The organism is Paenibacillus sp. JT31N17, assembly GCF_056269255.1.
In genome coordinates, this window is record NZ_JBWDNP010000024.1 from 14,901 (window position 1) to 36,980 (window position 22,080).

Annotated in this window: 14 protein-coding genes; 6 read left to right on the top strand and 8 right to left on the bottom strand. The window is 52.7% G+C overall.

Annotated features, from left to right (window positions below):
- Positions 1 to 194 precede the first annotated feature (194 nt).
- Positions 195 to 1,655: an amidase family protein gene (locus AC0YOB_RS36090; protein WP_475796907.1), complete on the bottom strand. Its 1,461-nt coding sequence runs from the start codon at positions 1,653 to 1,655 to the stop codon at positions 195 to 197.
- Positions 1,656 to 1,860: 205 nt separating this feature from the next.
- On the opposite strand from AC0YOB_RS36090, the gene AC0YOB_RS36095 reads away from it, so the two are divergent.
- From AC0YOB_RS36095 to AC0YOB_RS36110, 4 genes are all read left to right on the top strand, one after another.
- On the top strand, positions 1,861 to 4,983 hold the full coding sequence (locus tag AC0YOB_RS36095) for a hybrid sensor histidine kinase/response regulator (protein ID WP_475796908.1): 3,123 nt from the start codon (positions 1,861 to 1,863) through the stop codon (positions 4,981 to 4,983).
- A gap of 360 nt (positions 4,984 to 5,343) precedes the next feature.
- Positions 5,344 to 5,799 carry a helix-turn-helix domain-containing protein gene (locus tag AC0YOB_RS36100; RefSeq protein ID WP_475796909.1) on the top strand — a complete coding sequence of 152 codons (456 nt, stop codon included), beginning with the start codon at positions 5,344 to 5,346 and terminating at the stop codon, positions 5,797 to 5,799.
- Positions 5,796 to 6,107: a hypothetical protein gene (locus AC0YOB_RS36105; protein ID WP_475796910.1), complete on the top strand. Its 312-nt coding sequence runs from the start codon at positions 5,796 to 5,798 to the stop codon at positions 6,105 to 6,107. The genes AC0YOB_RS36100 and AC0YOB_RS36105 overlap by 4 nt, the downstream gene beginning before the upstream one ends.
- Before the next feature lie 68 nt (positions 6,108 to 6,175).
- A complete protein-coding gene (locus AC0YOB_RS36110; protein WP_475796911.1) occupies positions 6,176 to 6,457 on the top strand; it encodes a hypothetical protein in 282 nt (93 codons plus the stop codon).
- A 156-nt stretch (positions 6,458 to 6,613) separates the two neighbouring features.
- Here the strand turns inward: AC0YOB_RS36110 and AC0YOB_RS36115 are convergent, their stop codons facing one another.
- The 4 genes from AC0YOB_RS36115 to AC0YOB_RS36130 are packed head-to-tail and all read right to left on the bottom strand — an operon-like array spanning position 6,614 to position 11,076.
- The gene (locus tag AC0YOB_RS36115) at positions 6,614 to 8,254 is read right to left on the bottom strand and encodes a bifunctional diguanylate cyclase/phosphohydrolase (RefSeq protein ID WP_475796912.1); all 1,641 of its coding nucleotides are present in this window, start codon (positions 8,252 to 8,254) and stop codon (positions 6,614 to 6,616) included.
- Positions 8,251 to 10,131, bottom strand: a complete 1,881-nt coding sequence (locus AC0YOB_RS36120) for a SpoIIE family protein phosphatase (protein ID WP_475796913.1) — start codon at positions 10,129 to 10,131, stop codon at positions 8,251 to 8,253. Before AC0YOB_RS36120 ends, AC0YOB_RS36115 begins: the two co-directional genes overlap by 4 nt.
- A complete protein-coding gene (locus AC0YOB_RS36125) occupies positions 10,128 to 10,520 on the bottom strand; it encodes a DUF1987 domain-containing protein (RefSeq protein WP_475796914.1) in 393 nt (130 codons plus the stop codon). Before AC0YOB_RS36125 ends, AC0YOB_RS36120 begins: the two co-directional genes overlap by 4 nt.
- A 10-nt stretch (positions 10,521 to 10,530) precedes the next feature.
- A complete protein-coding gene (locus tag AC0YOB_RS36130) occupies positions 10,531 to 11,076 on the bottom strand; it encodes a SiaB family protein kinase (RefSeq protein WP_475796915.1) in 546 nt (181 codons plus the stop codon).
- A gap of 256 nt (positions 11,077 to 11,332) precedes the next feature.
- Here AC0YOB_RS36130 and AC0YOB_RS36135 point away from each other — a divergent pair, with 256 nt between their 5' ends.
- A complete protein-coding gene (locus tag AC0YOB_RS36135; RefSeq protein WP_210038642.1) occupies positions 11,333 to 12,130 on the top strand; it encodes an SDR family oxidoreductase in 798 nt (265 codons plus the stop codon).
- 248 nt (positions 12,131 to 12,378) lie between these two features.
- On the opposite strand, the gene AC0YOB_RS36140 is transcribed toward AC0YOB_RS36135, so the two are convergent.
- The 3 genes from AC0YOB_RS36140 to uxaC form a co-directional block, all read right to left on the bottom strand.
- Positions 12,379 to 18,096: a choice-of-anchor I family protein gene (locus AC0YOB_RS36140; protein ID WP_475796916.1), complete on the bottom strand. Its 5,718-nt coding sequence runs from the start codon at positions 18,094 to 18,096 to the stop codon at positions 12,379 to 12,381.
- A gap of 386 nt (positions 18,097 to 18,482) precedes the next feature.
- Positions 18,483 to 19,547, bottom strand: a complete 1,065-nt coding sequence (locus tag AC0YOB_RS36145) for an NAD(P)-dependent alcohol dehydrogenase (RefSeq protein ID WP_475796917.1) — start codon at positions 19,545 to 19,547, stop codon at positions 18,483 to 18,485.
- A 330-nt stretch (positions 19,548 to 19,877) separates the two neighbouring features.
- Positions 19,878 to 21,278: a glucuronate isomerase gene (gene uxaC / locus AC0YOB_RS36150; protein ID WP_475796918.1), complete on the bottom strand. Its 1,401-nt coding sequence runs from the start codon at positions 21,276 to 21,278 to the stop codon at positions 19,878 to 19,880.
- Between the two features lie 106 nt (positions 21,279 to 21,384).
- Here uxaC and AC0YOB_RS36155 point away from each other — a divergent pair, with 106 nt between their 5' ends.
- Positions 21,385 to 22,065 (top strand): GntR family transcriptional regulator, encoded by a 681-nt coding sequence (locus AC0YOB_RS36155; RefSeq protein WP_210038639.1) that lies wholly within the window; start codon positions 21,385 to 21,387, stop codon positions 22,063 to 22,065.
- Positions 22,066 to 22,080 lie beyond the last annotated feature (15 nt).

The window sequence follows — 22,080 nt, forward strand, 5'->3', positions numbered from 1 at the left end:
TTTCCGATATACGTGGGATGTTATAAGCGGGCTAACCGCTTGTCACTTGTCGAAAGAACTGTTGCAGCCTGATTAATTGGAACGATAACAAATGACAGGCAGTACGTACGCCTATCCATTTCCCTTATTTCCGAGGAGAGGAAACTACCTATACCGTCACACTGGGCAGCAAAGTTTATTCTTCTTAACCTCTTTTATTCGATATAGCTCTTCAATGACGGCGCTTTGCGGAACTTCGTATGCTGCTCGAAAGCATAAGCCAGCCTGATCAGCACCGGCTCCTCATAGGCCCGTGCCGAGAAAGTGACCCCGAACGGCGGACCTGCCTGCGTGTAGCCGGCCGGAACGACGATTGACGGGTATCCCGCGCGGGAAGTGATTCTGGAGCCGAAATCAGCGGGAAACAGAAGCGCGTCCAAATGATGCTCCCTCATCGTCGCATCGATCCCCTCATCCTTGCAGAGCCTGAGGTCTGTCGTACGATCCCGGATGTACCGGGCTTCGGTCAAGGTGCCCGAGGTCGTGTATTCCGTATCGATAAGCGTCTTCTGGCCGTATTTCAACGTTTCCATAGGGTGTTGATTATTGAATTCGATAATATCCTTCAGCGTGTGCATCGGAGCGTGAGGGCCAAGCTTGGCCAGATACGAATTAAGCGAGGCTTTGAATTCATTGAGAATCACCGTGGAATAGACGATGCTCCTTGCCGTCTTAATATCCGCCGGGTCCACGATAACCGCACCCAATTCCTTCATAATCTCCACCGCACGGTTGAAGATGCCGAGCTGCTCGTCCGTCAATTCCTCAAAATAATAATCCCGGGGAATGCCGATTCTCGCGCCTTTCAGCCCGTTCTTATCCAGAAAAGCCGTATAATCCGCGTGCTGCCTGCCGATCCCCCCGCCCATTGCCGCATCCTCTGCATCGAATCCGATAATTCCCTGCAGCAGCAGTACGGCGTCCTTCACCGTTCGGGCCATAGGCCCGGCGGTATCCTGCGAGTTGGACAGTGGAAGTATTCCGGTGCGGCTGATCAGCCCCACCGTGGGTTTGATCCCGACCGTCGAGCTCAGATTGCCCGGATTCAGAATCGAACCGGACGTCTCCGTCCCGATCGACGCCGCGCAGAAGTTCGCCGCTACCGCAACACCCGAGCCGGCGCTGGAGCCGCCGGTCGGCGTGGAGATATTGTACGGATTGAGCACTTGACCGCCGCGCGAGCTGTAACCGGACGGCATCCCTTCTGTCATCATATTGGCGAACTCCGTCATGTTGGCCTTGCCCATTATGATGGCTCCCGCTTCCCGGAGCTTCTTCACGATGAAGGCATCCTCCGCGGCATAAGAATTCGCCAGGGCAAGCGAGCCGGCGCTCGTATGCATTTTGTCCCCTGTATTGATGTTATCCTTCAATAAGATGGGAATGCCATGCAGCGGCCCACGGGATTCGCCCCTTAGCCGCTCCGCATCCAGGGCATCCGCGATGAACAGGGCGTCGGGATTAATCTCCAGCACGGAATTAAGCGTCAAGCCATTCTTGTCATGATCCGCGATCCTGTTCATGTACAGCAGCACCAGCTGCCTGGAGGTCAACTCACCGGATGCCAGCGCCGCCTGAATATCCGCAATGGTCGCTTCAATGATCTCAAATCCCATTCTCGTCACCTCTCCTGCCAATAACAAATTGGCCTTCTGCTATCATTATATCCGCTCCTGATGATATTTCCCTGACAACCTCCGTCAGCTTCCGGCATTGTTTCAGGATCCGGACAGAAGAAGCCGTCATTCCCATTTTGTGATTGAACGAAACGTAATCCGCTGGAAAAGGAAATGCAGCTGTCATGTCGAATTTAAACGAACTATGATGAAGAATCGACGCAAGCCTATGCTGAAATTTGCAGCTGTTATCCTTCTATCTCTCGCCGTTCTTATTGGCCTGAGATTGCTGTGGTCGTACGCGCTCAGCACGCCGGAGCATCCCCGCGCGGAGCAAGGCGTGCTGGATTTGCGCGGCTGGGACTTCGGGAATTCCAGTCCAATCACGCTGGACGGCGAATGGGAGTTTTACCCTGATGCCTTAATCACACATACAGACCCTCAGCGCCAATTCGACGGCAAGCGCTCATTCGTGCAGGTGCCGGGCGATTGGAGCGAGGCTTTTCCTCAAGACGGCCACTCGTCGTTCGGCTACGGAACGTACAGGCTGCGTATTCTGGTCGATCCCCTGGATCAGCCTTATGAAATCTCGGTTCCGGAAATCCAGACCTCGTCCCAGGTGGAGATCAATGGCCAGGAGGCGACGGAATTCGGCAAGCTGGCGGCGCGGGCAGAAGACTACAAGCCGATGGGAGTCGCTAATTACACCGTATCTTACGAGGCTGGCAATCAGGAGAGCATTGAACTGCTTATACGGGCGGCCAACTTCGATAACCCGACTCATGGAGGGATTGCCAGATCCATCCGCTTCGGCTCGCAGGCAGCTATAGACTCGGAGCACTGGTACTCCATCGGATTCCAGCTTGTGACCTTTGTCATTTTGCTGCTGCATGGTTTGTATGCCCTCATTCTGTTTGTGTTCAACATCCGCCAGAAGGCATTTCTCGTTTTTTTCATGATGCTTGTCACCGTTGGTATTTCCATTATCGCCGACCATGATTTGCTGCTGCTCACCTGGTTCCCTGTTAATTACACCTGGGCTTTGAAAATCAGGCTGCTCTCGTATATGTGGCTCTCCTTCTTCCTGCTGCTGATGGGCAGGAGTTTCTCCGGAAATACCGGACGGGGCAAGCTGTTCTATGCGTATATAACCGCACTTGGCCTTTATTCGGCGAGTCTCGTCCCCATGTCTGCACCGTTCGTTTATTACACAACCGATGCCAGAATATTTGCCGTCCTTTATATTTTTCCAGTGGTCTGGTTCTTCTGCCTGATCGGACGCATGGTAATCCATAATCATAAGGACGCCGTGTTTCTCCTGTTCGCCGCGGCCAGCATCTTATCCAGTGTCATCTGGGGTTCAATCGTCCATGAAGGCACGTCCAACAGCATTTATTACCCGATCGATATCATTGCCGCCATTGTCGGGTTCTCGGCCTACTGGTTCAAGCGGTATTTCCGCAATACTGCGGAGAACATCAAGCTTAATGAGCAATTGCAGGCGGCGAACAAACTGAAGGATCAGTTTCTTGCCAATACGTCGCATGAGCTGCGAACCCCGCTGCATGGCATTATCAACATCGCCCAGACCGTCATAACCAACGAGAAGCATGCCATAGGCGAAAAAAGCTTCAGGGATATGGAACTGCTCGTTACCATCAGCCGCCGGATGTCGCGGATGCTTAACGATCTGCTTGACGTCGTCCGGCTGCAGGATAAGCAGATCGTCATCGAGCCGGAGCCGCTCTGCATCCAGTCGGTCACTTCAGGCGTCATCGACATGCTCGAATTCATGACCGAGGGCACGCCCGTCCGGTTGAAGCTGGACATTCCGGAATCCATGCCTTTCGTTCTGGCCGATGAGAGCAGACTTATACAAATTCTGTTCAATCTGCTGCATAACGCGATCAAATACACCGATGAAGGAATGATTTCCATAACGTCCGAGGTGATAGACGGCCAGGCTATAATCCATGTCAGCGACACCGGGTCCGGCATGGATGAGGAGACCCAGGAGCGTATATTTCTGCCCTACGAGCAGGGACAGCAGGGAACAAGCGGCGGCGGCATCGGGCTTGGCTTAAGTATTTGCAGGCAGCTTGTCGAGCTGCTTGGCGGAGAGCTGACGGTCCGGTCCACCCCTGGAGAAGGCACCGTGTTCAGCTTCACGCTTCCATTGGCCGAGAATTCGAATATCTCGTCTTCCCGGCAAAGGTCCGTTCAAGGAAATATCGAGTATGAGGAAGCGGCCGTCCGGCTGCTCATCCCGGAGGCTGCAGCGTCGGCAGAATCAGCCGTCATGAAGGACGCGCTTCCTGCTGCGCTGCGTTCCTCCGCTGCCGGGAATCTGAACATTCTCGTGGTGGATGACGATCCGGTCAACCTGAAGGTGCTGGTCCGCATCTTCTCCTCGGATCCTTATCATATCCGGACCGTTATGTCCGGCCATGAAGCACTGGACCTGCTCGGAACCGAGCAGTGGGACCTGCTGATCGCCGACGTCATGATGCCGCATATGTCCGGCTATGAGCTGACGCGCACTGTACGGGAGCGCTTCACGATATCGGAGCTGCCGATTCTGCTTCTGACCGCGCGCAACCAGCCGGAGGACATCTATGCCGGCTTCCTGTCGGGAGCCAATGATTACGTCGCCAAGCCCGTTGATTCGCTGGAGCTCAAATACCGCGTCTGGTCGCTCACGACATTGAAGCAGTCGATCAATGAGAGCCTGCGTATGGAGGCCGCGTACCTGCAGGCGCAGATCCATCCTCATTTTCTGTTCAATACATTGAATTCAATCATGGCCTTAAGCGAAATCGACACCGAGAAAATGCGCAGGCTCGGAGATGCCTTTATCTCGTATTTGCGGATCGGCATTGACTCTCTGAATGCAGAGCAGCTGGTCATGCTTTCCCACGAGCTGGAGCTTGTCCGCGCTTATCTGTATATCGAGCAGGAGCGTTTCGGAGAGAAATTGTCCGTGGTGTGGGAGGTTGAGCCGGATATTGACCTGCTCCTGCCGCCGCTCACGGTGCAGCCATTGGTAGAGAATGCCGTCCAGCATGGACTGCGCCGAAGCAGCCGAAACGGCACCGTGCACATCCGGATCACCCGCCAGACGGGCTCCGTACTCTTCGAGATCAAGGATGACGGCAGGGGCATGGACGAAGAAGAGGTCAATAGGCTGCTTGATCACGATAGAAGGCCTAAGGGCGGGATCGGGCTGTTGAATACGAACCGGCGGTTGACGCAGCGGTATGGTCAGGGGTTGAAGATTCAGAGCCAAGTGGGGGCGGGGACGATGGTTTCGTTTGTGATTCCGGAATGAGGGACGGAAGTCCGGTAAGAAACCTGGCTTCGCAGGCGGGAACGTCTTACGGTACCCGCAAGTGGAGCAAGCGGGTGTTAGCCGCTTGCTCCACTTGCCGAAGGGTCTTAGGGTAGCCAGATTAAGAGATACTTCGGTGCAAAGCTCTCCACGGTTGTCTGTGGAGAGCTTTGTTACTTAGCTGTTAAATTCGGAGAACAAAGGCGAAGGCTACTCTTCTTCAGATTTCCGCCCTTTTCACTGTCAAGAGTATCAAACACGATTAAATCAATTTACTCTTCAGTTGAATAAGTTGTCTTATGGTTGAATAAGTTGAATAGTGATATACTTATTAAGGAGAACTTTTTGGAGGTGAAATCAATGCAAACCAAAGTGTTGGAAAAACTGCAGAAGGTGATGCCGGAAGCAAATTCTAAAGGAAGTGTAACCGTCACTTTGACCGCGACTGAACTTGAAGACCTGATGCTGCAGCTTAAGCACTCTTCATATTCGGTTTTACATGCTCGGCGTGTAGTTCTTTCCTCTAAGCTTCGCAAGCCAATGCCTACTGATGATTGTTACTCTGTAGCAGAAGTAGCCAAACGTTTTAACGTAACGCCGCAAGCAGTATATAAGTGGATACAAGAACGAAAAATCGATTTTTTTGAACCTTCGCCCGGTGGGCGGGGATATCGTATCCCGAAGGAACAGTTTAAAGAGAAAAACTCACGGCGTGAGGAATTTATTCAACGCCGCAAACAGCTTTTCGGGGAGGATGCGGAGATTACCCTGAAAAATCCAAGCGATGTATTCCGAAATAATGAGGATCCCCAATGAGATCTAACCCTGCTGTAAACCGAAAACCGGATGAGCCTCTGGAAGGACCGCTTATCCGGATTTTATGGGACACAAACGTTTTCGTCTCAGCCTTCCTTTTTGGATCTGTAACTTTGCTGGACTATCTGGACGATCTTATCGATCAACAGAATCAGGGATTCATTGAACTGATCGTGCCAAAAGCAGTCCAAGGAGAATTTTATGCCATCCTCCGTGCTGGTAGTGTACAGAAAAACAAACAATCCTTATATTTGAATCATGAAGATATTTTATATTTATTAGGCCCTTATCTTGAACTTTCAATTTAGATTATATGACTTTCCTGAACACCGTCTCGTGGCCCCAAGGTAATGATTACAAGGAAATTTATCGTCAATTGATTGAGCATGAATACGGCTGGCCCGATTTTGGACAAGCCTTCATTGAACGGCGGCTGCGTCATCCTGTTCAAGAACTTGGCATCATGGGTGATCCTTACGATTATCCAATTATGGCAACTGCACTGCAGTTCGGGGTTGATTTAATCGTAACTTCTAATTTAAAGGACTTCATTGATCCACTTGGGAAAATTCGCGTGATGACTCCGAATGAAGCCAAAAGCTTTGATCATTACTCCCTCCATTTACCTTATGACTATCTCTCGGAAGACGCTACATAGTCTATTTCACACCTGCTGTACGCACTATAAGTCCACCAAACCATACAGAAAAAGCCGCCCTAAACGGACGGCTCTTTAATATATAAATTAGTATCACCACTCACTCCAGCAAGTCGGCCGCCGTCTCCAGCTTTTTCTTCTGCCGCTCTCTGTAGTTCACGTCCCTCCGCCCGCATCGCTCACACTACCCATGAACCGCAGAAAAGCCTCCACAAGCTCAGGGTCAAACTGCTTGCCCGCGCCATCCCTGATCTTATGGAGCGCTTCCGTATGGGAAACGGACTTCTTGTATACTTGATCATGCGTCATCACATCATAAGCGTCAACAATGGCCAGCACTCGGGAAAAGTACGGGATCTTCTCGCCGGCAAGCCCATAGGGGTAGCCGCATCCGTCCCAATGCTCATGCATGCCCAGAATGGCATCCGCCAGGGCATATTCTCCGATGGACTGCGCCATCCGGTAGCCGATCTCGCTGTGGCTCTTGACGATTTCCCATTCCTCCGCATCCAGCGGACCCGGCTTGCTCAGGATAGGGGAGGGAAGCGCCAGGTTTCCGGCATCATGCAGCTGGACCAGCAGTTTAATCAGCCTCATATCCGGGGAACCCTCCGCGATGCCCAGATGCCGTGCGAAACCGGCTGTCCATTCATGCAGCTTCTCCATATTCCGTTCATTCTCGATGCCTTTGGCAAGCAGCGCCTGCGTGACGCCGTCCAGCATTTCGGAACGCACCTTCTTGCTCTCCAGCAGCTTATGCTTGTACATCAGCTTCTCGGCCGTGACCAAGGCGACATTCACGGTATCTTCCTGCCGATAAATCGTTGCGCAGCCGACGGCCATGCTCAGCTTGATGGGATCGGCCTCCGATGACATACACCCTGCTTCGAGACTCATTCGAAAAGCTTCACAAGCCGCCTCATCCGTTTGATACAGCAGAACAACGAATTCATCTCCACCCCAACGGGAGATAACGGCAGGACGGACGAACACGTGCTTGAGCAGCTCCGCGGCGCGAACGAGCAGATTATCTCCCGCCCGGTGCCCGAACACATCGTTGGAAAGCTTAAGCCCGTTCATATCGATCACGACGACGCTGACGGGAAACTGGTCGCTTCGCGGCATTTTGTCCAGCAGCGGCTCCATATAGGAACGATTATGGAGAGAGGTGAGCGAATCATGCGAGCTGAGATATCGAATACGCTCCTCGGTCGCCAGCCGCGCGGTCACATCGGTCATAATCAGCATGATCAGGCGATCCTCGGCCAATCCGCTGCCCGTGCTGCTAATCCGTTTATATTCAATCGCAATCCGCCTGTCCCCTACATCAACCAGAGGCGGCAGCTCGATAATCTGGCTCATTGATTGCTCTGCAGGCAGCTCGTACAGGCGGATAAGCCGCTCCCGAACCACTGCTTGAAGAGCCGGATCACTGTCCCACAGCAGCTCGGTAATATCAGCGCCGCCTATTTTGCGGCCGAAGATCCTCACGCATTCCCGGCTGTACGATTTGTTCACACGCAGATTGGGTCCAACCGTCAGAAAGCCCTGATTGGCATGATCGAGCAGGTTCTGGATATCGTTCTCCCGCTGCTTGAGCATATTGCCCTGCACATCGCTGATCGCAGATATTTTCCGGGATGATTTGAACAACCGCTCATACTGGTTCAGCAGCGTCCTGTACTCGTCACGCAGCTCGGCCATCGATTGGTTTGGCTTGTTCAGCTGTCTATGTCCTTCCGTTATGACCGCGAGCTCGCTGTTGTACACCGGATTGTATTTTACCTCTGTACTCACTGGTTTCCCCTGCCTCTTTCTCCACTGTTTGACGGCCACTCCGTCTGAAAAGACAGCACGGTTATATCGTCCCGCTGCCTCTCACCGCCCATATAGGCTTCCAATTCCCTCTCCAGCGCCGCTTTCCGCTCCGGGACAGCCAGATTCCTGTGACGAACCAGCATCTCGGCAAAACGCTTCTTGCCAAAGGAATAATCATGGTCGCCGCCGTTCTGATCATAGAAGCCATCCGTTGTCAGGTAGCAGCTGGCTTCACCTGCCGGTATCCGGTGGTTGGTGTATGCATAATCCGCCGGGGTCCTGCGGTATCCGATACTGCGCTTGTCGCCCTTCCATATCTGCAGCTCGTCGTCCCCGACCCGATGCAGGGAGCTTGAAGCTCCGGCGAAAGTGAGGTTCTCCCCATCCATCAGACACAGCCCGATATCCAGTCCATCGTCGGTCGTTCCGCTCCGGTCCTCCTGATGAAGAGTCTGCTTCAGCAGCTCGTTCAACCGGCCAAGGATGGCTGCGGGATCGGTTTCTCCCCCATCGGCGATGCGGTCAAGCGCAGAGATCGCGAGCAGCGTCATGAAAGCGCCGGGAACTCCGTGCCCTGTACAGTCGCCAACAGCGACAAGAGTTTTGCTGCCTGACTGCTTGCTCCAGTAGAAGTCCCCTCCCACCACATCCCTTGGCCGCCATATGACAAAATGCCCGGTGAGCAGCTTCCGCAGCTGATCTTCATCGGGAAGCACCGATTCCTGAAGCAGCTTGGCATAACTAATGCTGTCGATAATCTCCGAATTACGCTGAGACAGCTCCCGGGTCCGCTCCTCCACCTTCGTTTCCAGCTCCATATTCATGGCAATGGCGCGCTTGAAGGGGTTCGCCAGCTTGCGGGAGACATAATAAAAGAAGAAAACAATGGAAATAATAGAGATCGCCGCGGCTAGTATCGTATTCCATCGAATCGTCTGCAGGAAAGCTACCGTCCGGCTGCGTCTCACCTCTACCAGGAGCTGAAGATCGGTGGAGTGCAGCGGATAGCTGATGAGGTCCATCCGTTCTCCCGACCGCGACTTGTAATCAATCGTGCGGATGCCATGGCCGTAATCGGACAGCACCTGGCGCTGGGCGGAATCCGCCAGCACATCGCTGATATGCTTCCCGTTATTGCTGTATTGATCGGAGAGATAGATCATCCCTTTGCTGTCAATAAGCCACAGCATGGTGCTGTCGTCTTCCTTATAGGAGGAGAAATCGGCGGACAGCTCGTGAAGATTCATGCCGACGCCGACGACGCCTGCGGGATGATCGACCGGACCAGCCAGTGTATTGACGAATGCGAAGGTATCTCCCCGAGCCTTGTTATAATCGAAGTTGACCGCGACCTCCTGCCCGGATGCCAGCGCGTCGAAAAACCAGTCGTCCGAAGGGTCCTCCTGTGAAACGGTTTCCAGAAGCTTACCTGCTTCATCCCAATAATGCCCGGTCAGCGAGCTGACAATGAAGGTCGTGCTGTAATCCAGATGCTGCTTCAGGTAACCGGTTTTCTCAAAAATCATAGAACCCAGCTTCTGATCCTGCTCCTTTCCCTCCAGCCATTCCAGAAGAGCCGGATCATGGGCAAGCAGCCTGGAGGTTTCCAGCGCTTTGTCGATCCGGGAGTCCACCTTGGCCGAGATCGACTGGGCCAGTGTCGGCAGATCGCTGCCTTTCAGCTTCTTGACAGCCTCCCGTTCCGTCGTCACGTAGCCGAAGGTGCCGATTAGCAGAGTGGAGAAGACGATCAGCACGCTGGCCAAAATCATAACCCTGGTCACTCCTGAATCCGGAGCGGATAAGGAATTGGCAGCTTTAGGCTGCCTGGTCGGACTCTCCACCTGATTCGTCACTCCCGGTCTTCTTTTGCAATGAGCTGAAATGGAAGGCTCAAGTCTTCCCGGAACTCTTCCGCGCATTCCAGCTCGCTTTCGTTATCGGCGTTATAATGCCATTCAATACTTATACTTTTGCCTGACAGGAAGGCTCCGTCCAGCTTCTCCAGCAGCATCATGAAGCACTTCGTGCTGCTTGTATTAATATAAGGCAAGTGCAGCATAATGGATAACACGGTATCGGATTGCATATCAACCAGATACTCGTCCAGCCAGTGCAGCAGCGGTTCATAGAATTTGAAAGCATTCTCGGGGTAGGATTGGCCTGTCAGCGAGAGCTTGCCGGTAACCGGATCGAATAAAACCTCCGGCGTGCTTTTGGTGCCTGCGATTGCTAATTTATCCATGATTACACTCCTATACGATGGCCTTCAGAGTAAAGAAGGACAGGGCTTCGTCCTGTTTGACAATCGAGTATTCGAGAGGGGCGGAGGCTTTTCTGGCCATATCGATCAGACCCAGTCCCGCTCCTCTGCTGCCTTCGGGGACCTCTTGTTTCAGCACGGTTTTATATAGGGTCTTAAGACCTGTTTTGTCCAGGGATATAATCGTATCCAGATACGTCTGAAGGGCTTCGCTGTTCGCATTCTCGATCAAATTGCCAGAGCATACGAAGCTTCCGCTGCCGGTTTTGCCAATGGTGACGATGCTGGAGTGGGCGATCTCCTCATAGTTGGAGCTTTCCGTCTTGACCGCGCAATAATTGTTGATGTTTTGCGTTTGTTCGATGAATAGCGAGAAAATATTAAACACTTCATTTTTGGGGCGATTTTCCGTCTCCAGATATGACTTGACCGCTTCTCCATATTCGACAATAAGCGCCTGCGACAATTTACCGGTAAAGCTGATCAGGATGCCGCGGGAGCGCAGCAAATGCTGGACATCGAGCATATCTGTGAGCATAGTGGTCTTCAATCTCCTTATCTGTGCATGAAGGCGTAGGCCTTTGTGCCTTATAGCAAATTCGCGTTTATTCTCCAGCAAATATCTGCAAAAATCACTTCTCTTCTTATTCGACAATTTTCGTTATTTCCCTTCCGGGAAGGAGCCTCGCCGATTATAAATTGCTGGTGAAGAACCGCCCCGACTGGTTCAAGCATTTGCCCCATGTGTAAACAAAAGTAAATCAATCCGCAAGAAGCAAAGGAGAGCTGTACCCATGACGATTGAACAACGTTTGCAGGGAAAAGTAGCTGTTATTACTGGCGGTGGCTCCGGTATCGGCAAAGGTGCGGCCTTGAAGCTCGCCAAGCATGGCGCCGTGGTCTGCATGCTGGACCGGACTCCGGAGAACGCCAACAAAGTCAAGAAACAGATTGAATCGATGGGCGGCCGGGCAGAGGTATTTGAGACGGATGTTTCCGTACCCGAGATGGTGGAGAAAGGGATGCGGCAGGCGGCGGAGAAGTTCGGCAAAATCGATATTGTATTCGCCAATGCCGGCATTAACGGCAAATGGGCGGCGCTGGAGGAGCTCAGCGTGGACGATTGGGATCAGACTCTCTCGATCAATCTCCGTGGCACCTTTCTGACCTTGAAATACGCTGTGCCCTACCTGAAGAAAAACGGCGGCGGCAGCATCATTATTACCAGCTCCGTCAATGGCAACCGAATCTTCTCCAACACCGGCGCAACCGCCTACAGCTCCAGCAAAGCGGGCCAGGTGGCCATGATGAAGATGACAGCGCTTGAGCTTGGCCCATCCCGCATTCGCGTCAACGCAATCTGCCCGGGGGCTATCGATACGAATATTAACGACAATACCGATATCTCGCCTACGCTGGATGATGTCAAAATGGAGGTGGAGTTCCCTGAAGGCAGCCAGCCGCTGGAAGGTCACGCAGGGAGCATTGAGCAGTGTGGGGATCTGGTGCTGTTCCTGGCCTCGGACGAGTCGTCCCATATCAGCGGTACGGAGATTTATATCGACGGGGCGGAATCGCTGATTCGGGGATGATTAGAATTAATTGATCACCGTGTAGAGGCTGATGTGAGATCGGCCGGCAAGGTCATCGGCTGCTGAACAGGTTGTTGCTTATGCCGGAATTGAAGGTTGGATGAGACGGGTAGCAGTGGTAATTGAGAAAGCGGGAAACCCGTCTTTCTCAGATTAAAAAAAGGGATACCGCGGCACAGCCGCAGTATCCCTTTTCCCATATTACCCTATAAGCTTTCCCCACCCGGCACCAGCCGGACCGGAATCACTTAGTCGATGAAATTCAATTCTTTCAGCGTCCGCTCCAAAATCAGTGCCGCTTCAGCGCGGGTTGCTTTGTTTCCAGGAGCGAAAGCGCCTTTCGTGTCGCCTTGCATGATGCCTTTGTCCGCGAGCAGCGCCGCTTGTGCAGACGCCCAATCCGGAATGGAGGCGCCATCGATGAACTTGCTCAGCGAAGCCGCATTGCCTGCAGCATTGGCCTTATCGACCATCTCCATTGCGCGGGCGATCATTACGGCCATCTCTGCACGGGTAATATTCGCAGTTGGCGCGAATTTGCCCGGCTCCATGCCATTGACCAGTCCGGCTTTAACCGCCGCTTCTGTCGCTCCTGCATACCATGCATCCGAAGCAACATCCTCGAACGAAGCCGAGCCTTTGCCCATTGTCAGCCCCAGGCTGCGAACGAGCAGGGAAGTGAATTCCGCTCTGGTGATGGCGTTGTTTGGCGCAAAATGAGTGTCGTCCATACCTTTGACAATCAGCTTGGACGCCATGTCCTCAATCTCATTCTTGGCCCAGTGTCCGTTCAAATCAGCGAAGCTCTTGCTGTATTTGATGACGGTATAGGTGCTGTTGCCCGGACGCTTCATTTCAACCGCCGGTTTGCCGTTCAGCGTCGTCCCGACATTCGGAACGAATACGAGCTCGCCGCTAACCGGGTCAACCATAACAGCCGTTCCGCCGTTCAAATCCGTTGAGGCCGGCAGATAAATGATGCGGGATACATAGGTGGTGCCAAAATCGTTCCGCTCTTCTTCTTCATTGCCCGTAACCAGTACAACCTCGAATTCCAGCGAAGTGCTGTTGACCAGCTGCGCTCCCATGGAATTTGCTTTACTGATCAGCGCGGCAAGGGCAGCATCGCTTAACGGTGCAATGGATACGCGGACGCTCACATTGCCGAGCGCGCCGGCTTCGGACAGTTTAAGAACATTCAGCGGCAGGTTATAGGCTGCTGCTCCTGTCTCAATTCTGATCGTCATTTGACCGGCTTTGTCGGCCCCAACATTCAGCGCTTCCGCAGGCAGCGTAATTTCCGTTGCTCCGCTCAGATCCTGCATGTTGATGACCAGCTCCGCCTGCTTGCCTGTTCCTGCTGCCGTGAATGCAGCCGTAAGGGCAGCTTGCAGATCCTCTGCCTTAACTGTTACCTGATTGAGCGCTTGACCTGCTTCATTCGTTCCTTTGGTCACCTGCAGGGCAGCTTTAGGCAATTCAGTCGTTCCTGCAGCCGGCTCTTGATCCGGCTCTTCCGTTACAGGAGGTGTCGTTGGAGGATAATAACCTCCGTTTCCGTCTGTCGGCTTCGCCTGCTCCGTAATACGGCCATCGACCACAGGGGAGATGGTGCCGCCAAGCAAATCCATATATTGGATGAAGATTTCATAATCCGGATAGCCCAGATCCTCATGATACGCGCCTTCTTCAATCGCTTTGGCGAAGGATGCATATCCGTCTCCTCCAAGAGCGACAAAGCTGTTCGTTGCCAAACGGTACGTTTTCGTCAGATCAACCGCGGTGTAGCCCGATTCTGTCTTGATTTGCAAATCAAAAACCTTGCTTCCTGCGGCCTGGTTCGGATCCCATTTGAAGCGCATGCCTGCCACCTGCGGGAATTTGCCCGGCAGATCGCCAAGCTTCGCGCCGCTGACTCCATTCTCCAGCCCGTCCTTCAGTTCTTGACCCGTTACATCAAGCACATACAAGGTGTTGCCGAAAGGCATAACCGTACGCAAATCGCCCATCGTAATATCGCCGAGTTTGATTGACGTACGGATACCGCCGCCGTTCATGATGGCCACATCGGCATTTTTGAGTTCTTTCGCCCGGGCCAGCATGCCGTCTGCAATGAAGTTCCCCAGATTGGTTTCCTTCGCGCGGACATCATTGCGTTCGCCGTTCAGAACGACCGTCGTCTTGCCGATAACCTGCTTCTTCAGCTCTTCAAGATCCGCATTGTAAGGAGCGAGCATGTTTTTGGCAGCCTCGTCCTCCGTTACGGTTGCGTCAACTGTCAACAGACCGCCTTTAAGCAGATTTTCACCCGTCATGACTACACCCTGTTCATCAAAAGCCAGATCGACACGTCCGAGGAATTTGCCCCACTCGTTCGCCTGTACGATAACCGTTGGCGCCGCATGATCACCTTGTACGACAACTGGTTTATCCAGCAGCGTATGGGTATGTCCGCCAACGATCAGATCGATGCCCTCGACAGCCTGAGCCAGATCTCTGTCGCGGTTGTAGCCCAGATGGGACAAGGCGAAGATAACATCAATGCCTTGCTCTTTAAGAGCGTCAACCGTATCCCTGGCAGACTTGGTTGCATCGTTGAACGCAACATCCTTGCCGGGACTTGAGGTTTCCTTGGTGTCCTCGGTAGTTAAGCCGAATACGCCGACCTTATGACCGCTAACATTCAGAATGATATAAGGATAAACGCCTGCGTTATCCGTTGATTTCTTTGCGCTGGCGTCAATCGTTGCCGGCGCTTTGAGCAGCGGACTGATGTTGGCATCCTTGCTGAAATCAATATTCGATGTGAGCAGCGGGAAATTGGCTTTGCTCACGAAATCCTTCAGAGTATCTGTGCCGGCATCAAATTCATGATTGCCGAAGGTCATGGCGTCATAGCCCATGTAATTCATGAAGGACAGATCCGCTTGACCAAACCATTTGGTGAAATACAGATCGCCGGAGAATACATCGCCCGCGTCGAACAGCAGGCTGTCGCCGCCTTCACTGCGCACCTGGTTCACAAGCGTTGCGCGTCTGGCAACGTCCGCCAGATGTGCATGCGTATCGTTCGTATGCATAACGGTCAGGTTCCAGTAACCGTCGCTCACCGTCACTGTCGCTTCGGCAACGCCGTAACCGTCAGCGCTAAGCGCGGTAATGACGACCGTGCCTTCTTTGGAGCCCGGTTTTACAAATCCGTTCGCATCTACTTCGGCAATGCTTGAATTAGAGGAGGTCCAGGTTACCGTTGGTGCGCTATCGCCCACTGGCGTTACAGCAGCAGTCAACTGTGCGCCTTCTCCGCCCGGCGCCAATGCAAGCTCGGACTTGTCCAGCGTCACTTTGGTCACGTTCAATTGAAGAACAGCCACCGTTCCGCCTACTTCATTCGCGACCAGCAGAAGCGGAAGATCTGTAGGGCTTTCCGTAGCCGGAATGAATTCCAGACCTTCAGGACCGGCATCCGTTTCGATCCCCTTGGAGAAGTCGCGCGTATTGATGTAATTGGCGAAAGCAGGCTTCGTAGGGTCCGTCACATCGTAGGTCATGATGCCGCCGACGCGCTCAAGTCCCACGAAGGCGAAGGCTTTGCTGCCCACTTGGCCAACAGACACATACTCCGGTTCAGGACCTTTTTTAGGGCTTCTGTCATCCATATCGGTCTTGCTGTTGCTTGCATTGAAATTATCCGGAACGCGCTGTCCGGTGATTTTCTCGAAATCGCTGCCGCTGTCAAAGACTTGCGTCATGTTAGTTGTATCCCAGATGGAGAACGAACGTCCGCCATACAAATAAACACCGTCATTGCCCATGTCGCTGACGACTTCAACGTCATCGTATTTATCTTCTCCATCGAGGAATTTAGCTGCGGCTGAGCCAGGATTCAGCCTGTCTTTGATATCCTCAATTTTCGTTGCATTTGTTCTGGTCAGCTCATCAGCGTCGACAGGCCATTCTGTCGCATCCCCTTCATTCGCTGTGAACAGGTATTGCTTGCCGTTCGCACTGTAGGTGGCAATGCCGTCAGGCATATACATGCCCGAGAAAGGCACGTTCTCCAGGTTGATCTCGCCATCCTCCACCAAATCCAGAGCGTTCTTGGGATCATTAAGATCCTTAAGTCCCAGGCCTTTGATGGAATCAACCGATTTGCCGGCGATGTCTATCGTTGCAATGGCGTTGCCTTCCTGCAAGGAGACATAGGCTTTGGTCTCGTCCGCCGAAAGTGCGATATATTCCGGCTCCAGATCGAAGATTGCATCTTCTTTTGTTCCGCTGCCGGTGATCAGGCCGCCTGGGCCGGATTCGCCCCGAATGTGCACATTGTCGTCAATGACATCAGGTTTGTCGAATGCAACTTGTGTCGATACGCCCGTCGTTGTGTCGACGATTGTCACACTGCCATTCGGATCGTCAGGTGCATTGCGGGGTTCGGCTTCATCCGCCGTCATCAGGTATTTACCGTTGGTTGTATACTTCACCATATCCGGCTGTACGCCCGCCGGGTAGCTGGTCAGCAAATTCCCGTCATAATCAAGCACAAGAATCTTGCCCGGCTTCATGGAATCAGCTTCCTGAATCGCTACCGCCACACGCTTGGTCGCCGTGTTGACATCTACACTGGTCAAGTCGCCATATTCGAACCCATCTACTTCCGAGAGGTTCTTGACGAGCACCGATTTCTCTTTCGTCAGTTCCTCATCGTTCGTAAGGGCCACAATATCCAGGCTTGGCGGCGTACTGGAGCCGTTGACGACATACATTTTGCCGTTGTCTTTATTATATTTCACAATCTCGGCTACGCCGCCGTCTTCATTCGATTCTCCGACTTGGTATTCGCCGATTTTCTCAACACTCAGCTTGTCCTCAATTGCAGGAGCCGGAGCCGCATTAACCATAAGCGGGAGTTCTTTCTCGATGGTAACCGGCGATTCTGCGCTGTCAGTTACCTTGATCGTTACCGAAGCTGTACCCGCTTCGCCAGGCGTACCCGTAATGCTGCCATTCGAAGGGTTGATGCTAAGGCCGGAAGGCAATCCGTCCGCAGCGTAATGATAAGGGATCGTGCCTCCATATACAGCTGTCGTTACGGAATACGCTGTATACGGCGAACCGGCATTTGCTTCCGGAAGCGATAACGCCGTGAATACGAGCGGTGATATGCCCCAGGCATTATCGGCGCTGCTGCGCGGGCCTTTGGCCGTGATGGTTGCTTCATTAACTTTATCATAATTAACCTGCTCGAAATCGATGTTGTTGTGATCCGAGTCGGTAAAGTTAATCCGGCGGAGGGCAATTTTCTTGGACGTTCCTTCCGCATCTCCGCTTGGATGCTCCGTTTCATAGCCATCAATCTGGCTGTTGGAATCGTTGCTTCCGGTTCCTACCATATCCACATAACCGGAGGGCTTTGCTTCAAAAGGATTCTTGGCAGTAAGCGGAGTATTATCGCTCATCAGAGCAACCTTCATGCCTTTATTGTTAAGAAAACGGTCAAATATCAAATCTTGTTTATCGGTAATATCAAGCTTCGCCTCAGCAGAGCCTGTGTTCTTGGCTTGAATCAAATAAGAAGAATGTGCCGGAATCGCACCCGTAAGATTAAGCACTTCCCAATCGCCTGTTACGCCGCCAGCCGTGTCGCTTTTATCGGTGGTGCCAGAAATTCCATTATCGGCATACTGCAGCGACCAGCCATTCAGGGACACTTCGATATTTGTCGGATTATAAAGCTCGACAAAACCATTGGAAACCACGATTTCGTCATCCAATTCACGTCCGCCGCCATAAATTTGATTGATAATGACGTGAGGCACAGTAACATCATAAGTACCTGTTGCAGTATAAGGCGTCCCTGCTATTGGGCCCTCTGCAGCCATGGCAGCGCCGCCAGCGAATACGGAACCGGCAAGCATTTCGGCTGCTAGCAGTAGCGAAAGTAATTTCTTTCCTCTTTGTTTCAAAAGACTATCACTCCCCATTTATATTTAATAATCCCATTTATTGTAGTAGTCTTTTGTTAACGCAGCCGCCCTTCTTTTTTTAAGGTTTTGTAAAAATACATGAAAGATGAAGTTGATAGAATAATAACGGGCAGGCAAGAATAGGAATGAGTTGTTATCATCATCCGGCGGCAGCATTAGCTTCTTTCTCAAAATATCAAAAAAAGGTAAGATATATTTTATGCTCCCGGGTATTTCAAGAAGCAGCGGTTATCGCCATCCGGCGGCGCAGCAGGTTTCTTCCCTCAGACCTTTTTGTAAAGGTCAAACTTATAAACGCTATATAGCGCACAAAAAACGCCAGGATGCTCATCCTGACGTTTTTTCCGAATCTGTCCTATTGGCTATTACTCGTTGGGATAAACCATAACCTTCAAGCTGCCGCTCTTGTTATGAATCGCACGCTCCAACGCATCCCGCGCCTCTGCAAGCGGATAGCGGTCCGTAATAAGCGATTTGGCGTCGATCATGCCGGATGCGAGAAACCCGATCCCCATCGGGTATGTATTCGCATAGCGGAACACGCCGTAAATATCGATCTCATTATCGGCAATAAGCGGCACATTGAGGGGAATTTCATCCTGTGCAGGCAGACCGACGACAACCAGCTTGCCGCCGCGGCGGATGGAATGGAGCGCGGATTGCAGCGCTCTTGGACTGCCCGCCGTCTCCCAGGCCGCATCAACGCCGATTCCGCCTGTCAGCTCCTTGATCTTCGCCAGCGGATCTTCCTCGCGGACATTGATGGCATGCGTTGCGCCGAGACGCAGCGCGGCATCCAGACGGACATTCTCCAGATCCGTCACGATGATGCGGCCCGCTCCGAAGGATTTGGCGGCAGCGACCGCCATCAGCCCCACCGGCCCCATGCCCATAATGGCCACGGTCGAGCCAGGCTGCAGATTGCAGCGCTTGGCTGCATGAATACCGACGGAGAACGGCTCGTTGAGCGCCGCTTCCTCGAACGACAGATGATCCGGGATCGCGAACACCATATCCTCGCGCATGGCCATGTACTGCACGAATGCCCCGTCCACCGGAGGCGTCGCCAGAAACTGCACATCAGGGCACAGATTATACCGCCCTTCCTTGCAGGCGGAGCAGCGGCCGCAGGTGATTCCAGGCTCTATCGCTACCCGGTCTCCTTCGCTGACACGGGTGACGGCCGAGCCGACAGCCGCTATAATTCCGGCGCATTCATGGCCCAATATCATCGGCTTCTCCACGACGTAGCGGCCGATTCTCCCGTGTTCATAATAATGGACGTCCGAGCCGCAGACCCCGACCGCCATAACCTTGATCAGTACTTCATCCGGTCCCGGCTGCGGTACGGGGCGTTCCTCCATTATAATGACGCCGGGCTGCGTCATCACAGCCGCCCTCATGGTTGCGGGCAATTGTTCAACTGTCATCTCTCGCACCTCCAGGTAGTACCTTCTCAATCTTCAACCTATTATCCCAATTATTGCGCTTACAGTCCAGATAAGAAGAAGCGGTTATCGCTGATCCTTATGACGGTACAGCACGTTTCTTCCCACAGAAATATAATCAAGGTATGGAGGAATGTTATACTCTCTTAAATTCAAGAAGAAACGGCTGTCGCCGCCCTTGTGGCGGCGCAGTTCGTTTCTTCCCTTAGACCTTATAGACATATGTACATACGTGAAACTTATACATGCTATAAGGTCAACAAAACCGGCCCCTGGCATATGTGATGCCTCAAGGCCGGTTGAATGAAAGTCTTATTGGATGCGGATATATCTATCGGCATTATTGAAGCAGATACCCTGGACCAGCTTCCCGATAAAAGCATAATCGCGCGGCAGCTCGCCGTCTTCGATCCATGTGCCAAGCAGGTTGCACAGCACCCTGCGGAAATATTCATGTCTCGTGAACGACAGGAAGCTTCTGGAGTCGGTCAGCATGCCCACGAAAGTACTGATCAGACCGACATTCGAAAGCACCTTCATCTGCTGCAGCATGCCGTCCTTCTGGTCATGATACCACCAGCCTGAGCCGAGCTGGATTTTGCCCCTTACGCCGGGCGACTGAAAGTTGCCGATAGCGGAAGCAATCGCTTCGTACTGCGCGGAATACAGCGTATAGACAATCGTTTGCGGCAGCTCGCCGCTGCTATCAAGCTTACCCAGAAACCCGTTAAGCGACCTTGCCAGCTGAAAATCCAGTATCGAATCGTAGCCGGTGTCCTTGCCAAGCTGCGCGAACATTCTGGCATTATTATTGCGTATCGCTCCGATATGAAGCTGCATCGTCCAGCCATGCTGGTTATACAACCGGCCAAGCTGTACAAGCGTATAGGTCTGGTATTGGATGACTTCCTCCTGCGATACCGCCTCGCCCTGCAGAGCCCGCTGGAAGATCGCCGCCGCTTCCCGCTCGTCAGGCAGTGTAAACGGAAGCATCTCGAAGCCATGATCCGACATGCGGCAGCCATGACTGTGAAAATAATCGACCCTTGAAGCGACCGCTTCAAGGAATTGGTCATACTGCGTAATCGGAAGCTGTGTAATCACGCTCAGCCGGTTCACGTAATCCGCAAATCCGCTGTCCCCGACATTCAGAATACGGTCAGGACGGAAGGTTGGCGCAACAGCCGTTTCAATCGCGCTATCACTGCGGATCTGCTGATGATCCGCCAGCTCGTCGATGGGATCATCGGTGGTGCAGACGACTCTGACATCGAACCGCTTCAGGATCCCGTTTGCCCGCATATCCTCATCCTGCAGACGCTCATTGCACCGGTTCCAGATATCGCGCGCATTATCGCCCGTCAGCAGCTCGTCTATGCCGAAATAACGGCTGAGCTCCAGATGCGTCCAGTGATAAAGCGGATTGCCGACAGTATCCGGCACCGAACGGGCCCAAACCATGAATTTGTCCTCGTCTGGAGCATCTCCGGTAATGAGGCGTTCCTCCACGCCCAGCCAGCGGAGCGCTCTCCACTTGTAATGATCGCCTCCGAGCCAGATCTCGGCCATATTGCGGTATTTCTTATTGACAGCGATTTCATTCGGGCTCAAATGACTGTGAAAATCATAAATCGGCATATCCTTTGCATAATCGTGGTACAGCGTCTTTGCGCTGTTGCTCTGAAGCAGCCAATCCTCATGAATAAATGACATCGTAGACCTCCTAAAGTTAATATCCGCATTAAAGAATCCGCTTCCATACTACCATACTTGTATGGTAGTATGGAAGCATTAACTTACAATCCAGGGAGGTGAACCCATGACTTTTACGATGAAGCCTCAAACTACCTCCACCCGCGATGCCGTAAGCCATGCGCTGAGGGAGCAAATTATGATGCTGGAGCTTGTTCCCGGCACCGGTATTTCGGAGAAGGAAATTTCCCTTAAATTCAATGTCAGCCGGACGCCGATTCGTGAAAGCTTCGTGCGTCTGGCCCAGGAGGGACTGCTGGAGATTCTCCCGCAGCGCGGCACCTTCGTCTCGCTGATCGATCTTGAGCTTGTAGAGGAAGCGCGGTTTATGCGCGAGCAGCTGGAGCGCGCCGTCATCCGGCTGGCCTGCTCGGACAGCTTTCCGGATGAACAGCTGAAGGCGCTGCAAAAGAATCTTACCAAGCAGCAGGCCTGTATCGACAAGCAGGATTACCGCACCATGTTCGAGCTTGACGAGGCCTTTCACCGAACCATCTTCGAAGGCTGCAGGAAAAGCAACACCTGGGCGGTTATCCAGCAAATCAACATCCATTTGAACCGCAGCCGCATGCTGCGTTTGGCTGCCGACCATCACTGGGATCACCTCTACGAGCAGCATCTGCATATGGTAGAGGCCATCCAGGAGCATGATGCCGACCGGGCCGAGAGGATCATGAAGGATCACTTGAGTCTCACAATTGCCGATCAGGCGCTGCTGAAAGAGAAATTTCCATCCTATTTCAAATGAACGGAGGCTAATCTG

What these genes read in the sequence shown, in the direction of transcription:
- AC0YOB_RS36105 (WP_475796910.1), top strand. Translation starts at nt 5,796, where the DNA reads ATGAGATCTAACCCTGCTGTAAACCGAAAACCGGATGAGCCTCTGGAA.
- AC0YOB_RS36125 (WP_475796914.1), bottom strand. Translation starts at nt 10,520, where the DNA reads ATGGATAAATTAGCAATCGCAGGCACCAAAAGCACGCCGGAGGTTTTA.
- AC0YOB_RS36100 (WP_475796909.1), top strand. Translation starts at nt 5,344, where the DNA reads ATGCAAACCAAAGTGTTGGAAAAACTGCAGAAGGTGATGCCGGAAGCA.
- AC0YOB_RS36145 (WP_475796917.1), bottom strand. Translation starts at nt 19,547, where the DNA reads ATGACAGTTGAACAATTGCCCGCAACCATGAGGGCGGCTGTGATGACG.
- uxaC (WP_475796918.1), bottom strand. Translation starts at nt 21,278, where the DNA reads ATGTCATTTATTCATGAGGATTGGCTGCTTCAGAGCAACAGCGCAAAG.
- AC0YOB_RS36095 (WP_475796908.1), top strand. Translation starts at nt 1,861, where the DNA reads ATGATGAAGAATCGACGCAAGCCTATGCTGAAATTTGCAGCTGTTATC.
- AC0YOB_RS36155 (WP_210038639.1), top strand. Translation starts at nt 21,385, where the DNA reads ATGACTTTTACGATGAAGCCTCAAACTACCTCCACCCGCGATGCCGTA.
- AC0YOB_RS36090 (WP_475796907.1), bottom strand. Translation starts at nt 1,655, where the DNA reads ATGGGATTTGAGATCATTGAAGCGACCATTGCGGATATTCAGGCGGCG.
- AC0YOB_RS36130 (WP_475796915.1), bottom strand. Translation starts at nt 11,076, where the DNA reads ATGCTCACAGATATGCTCGATGTCCAGCATTTGCTGCGCTCCCGCGGC.
- AC0YOB_RS36135 (WP_210038642.1), top strand. Translation starts at nt 11,333, where the DNA reads ATGACGATTGAACAACGTTTGCAGGGAAAAGTAGCTGTTATTACTGGC.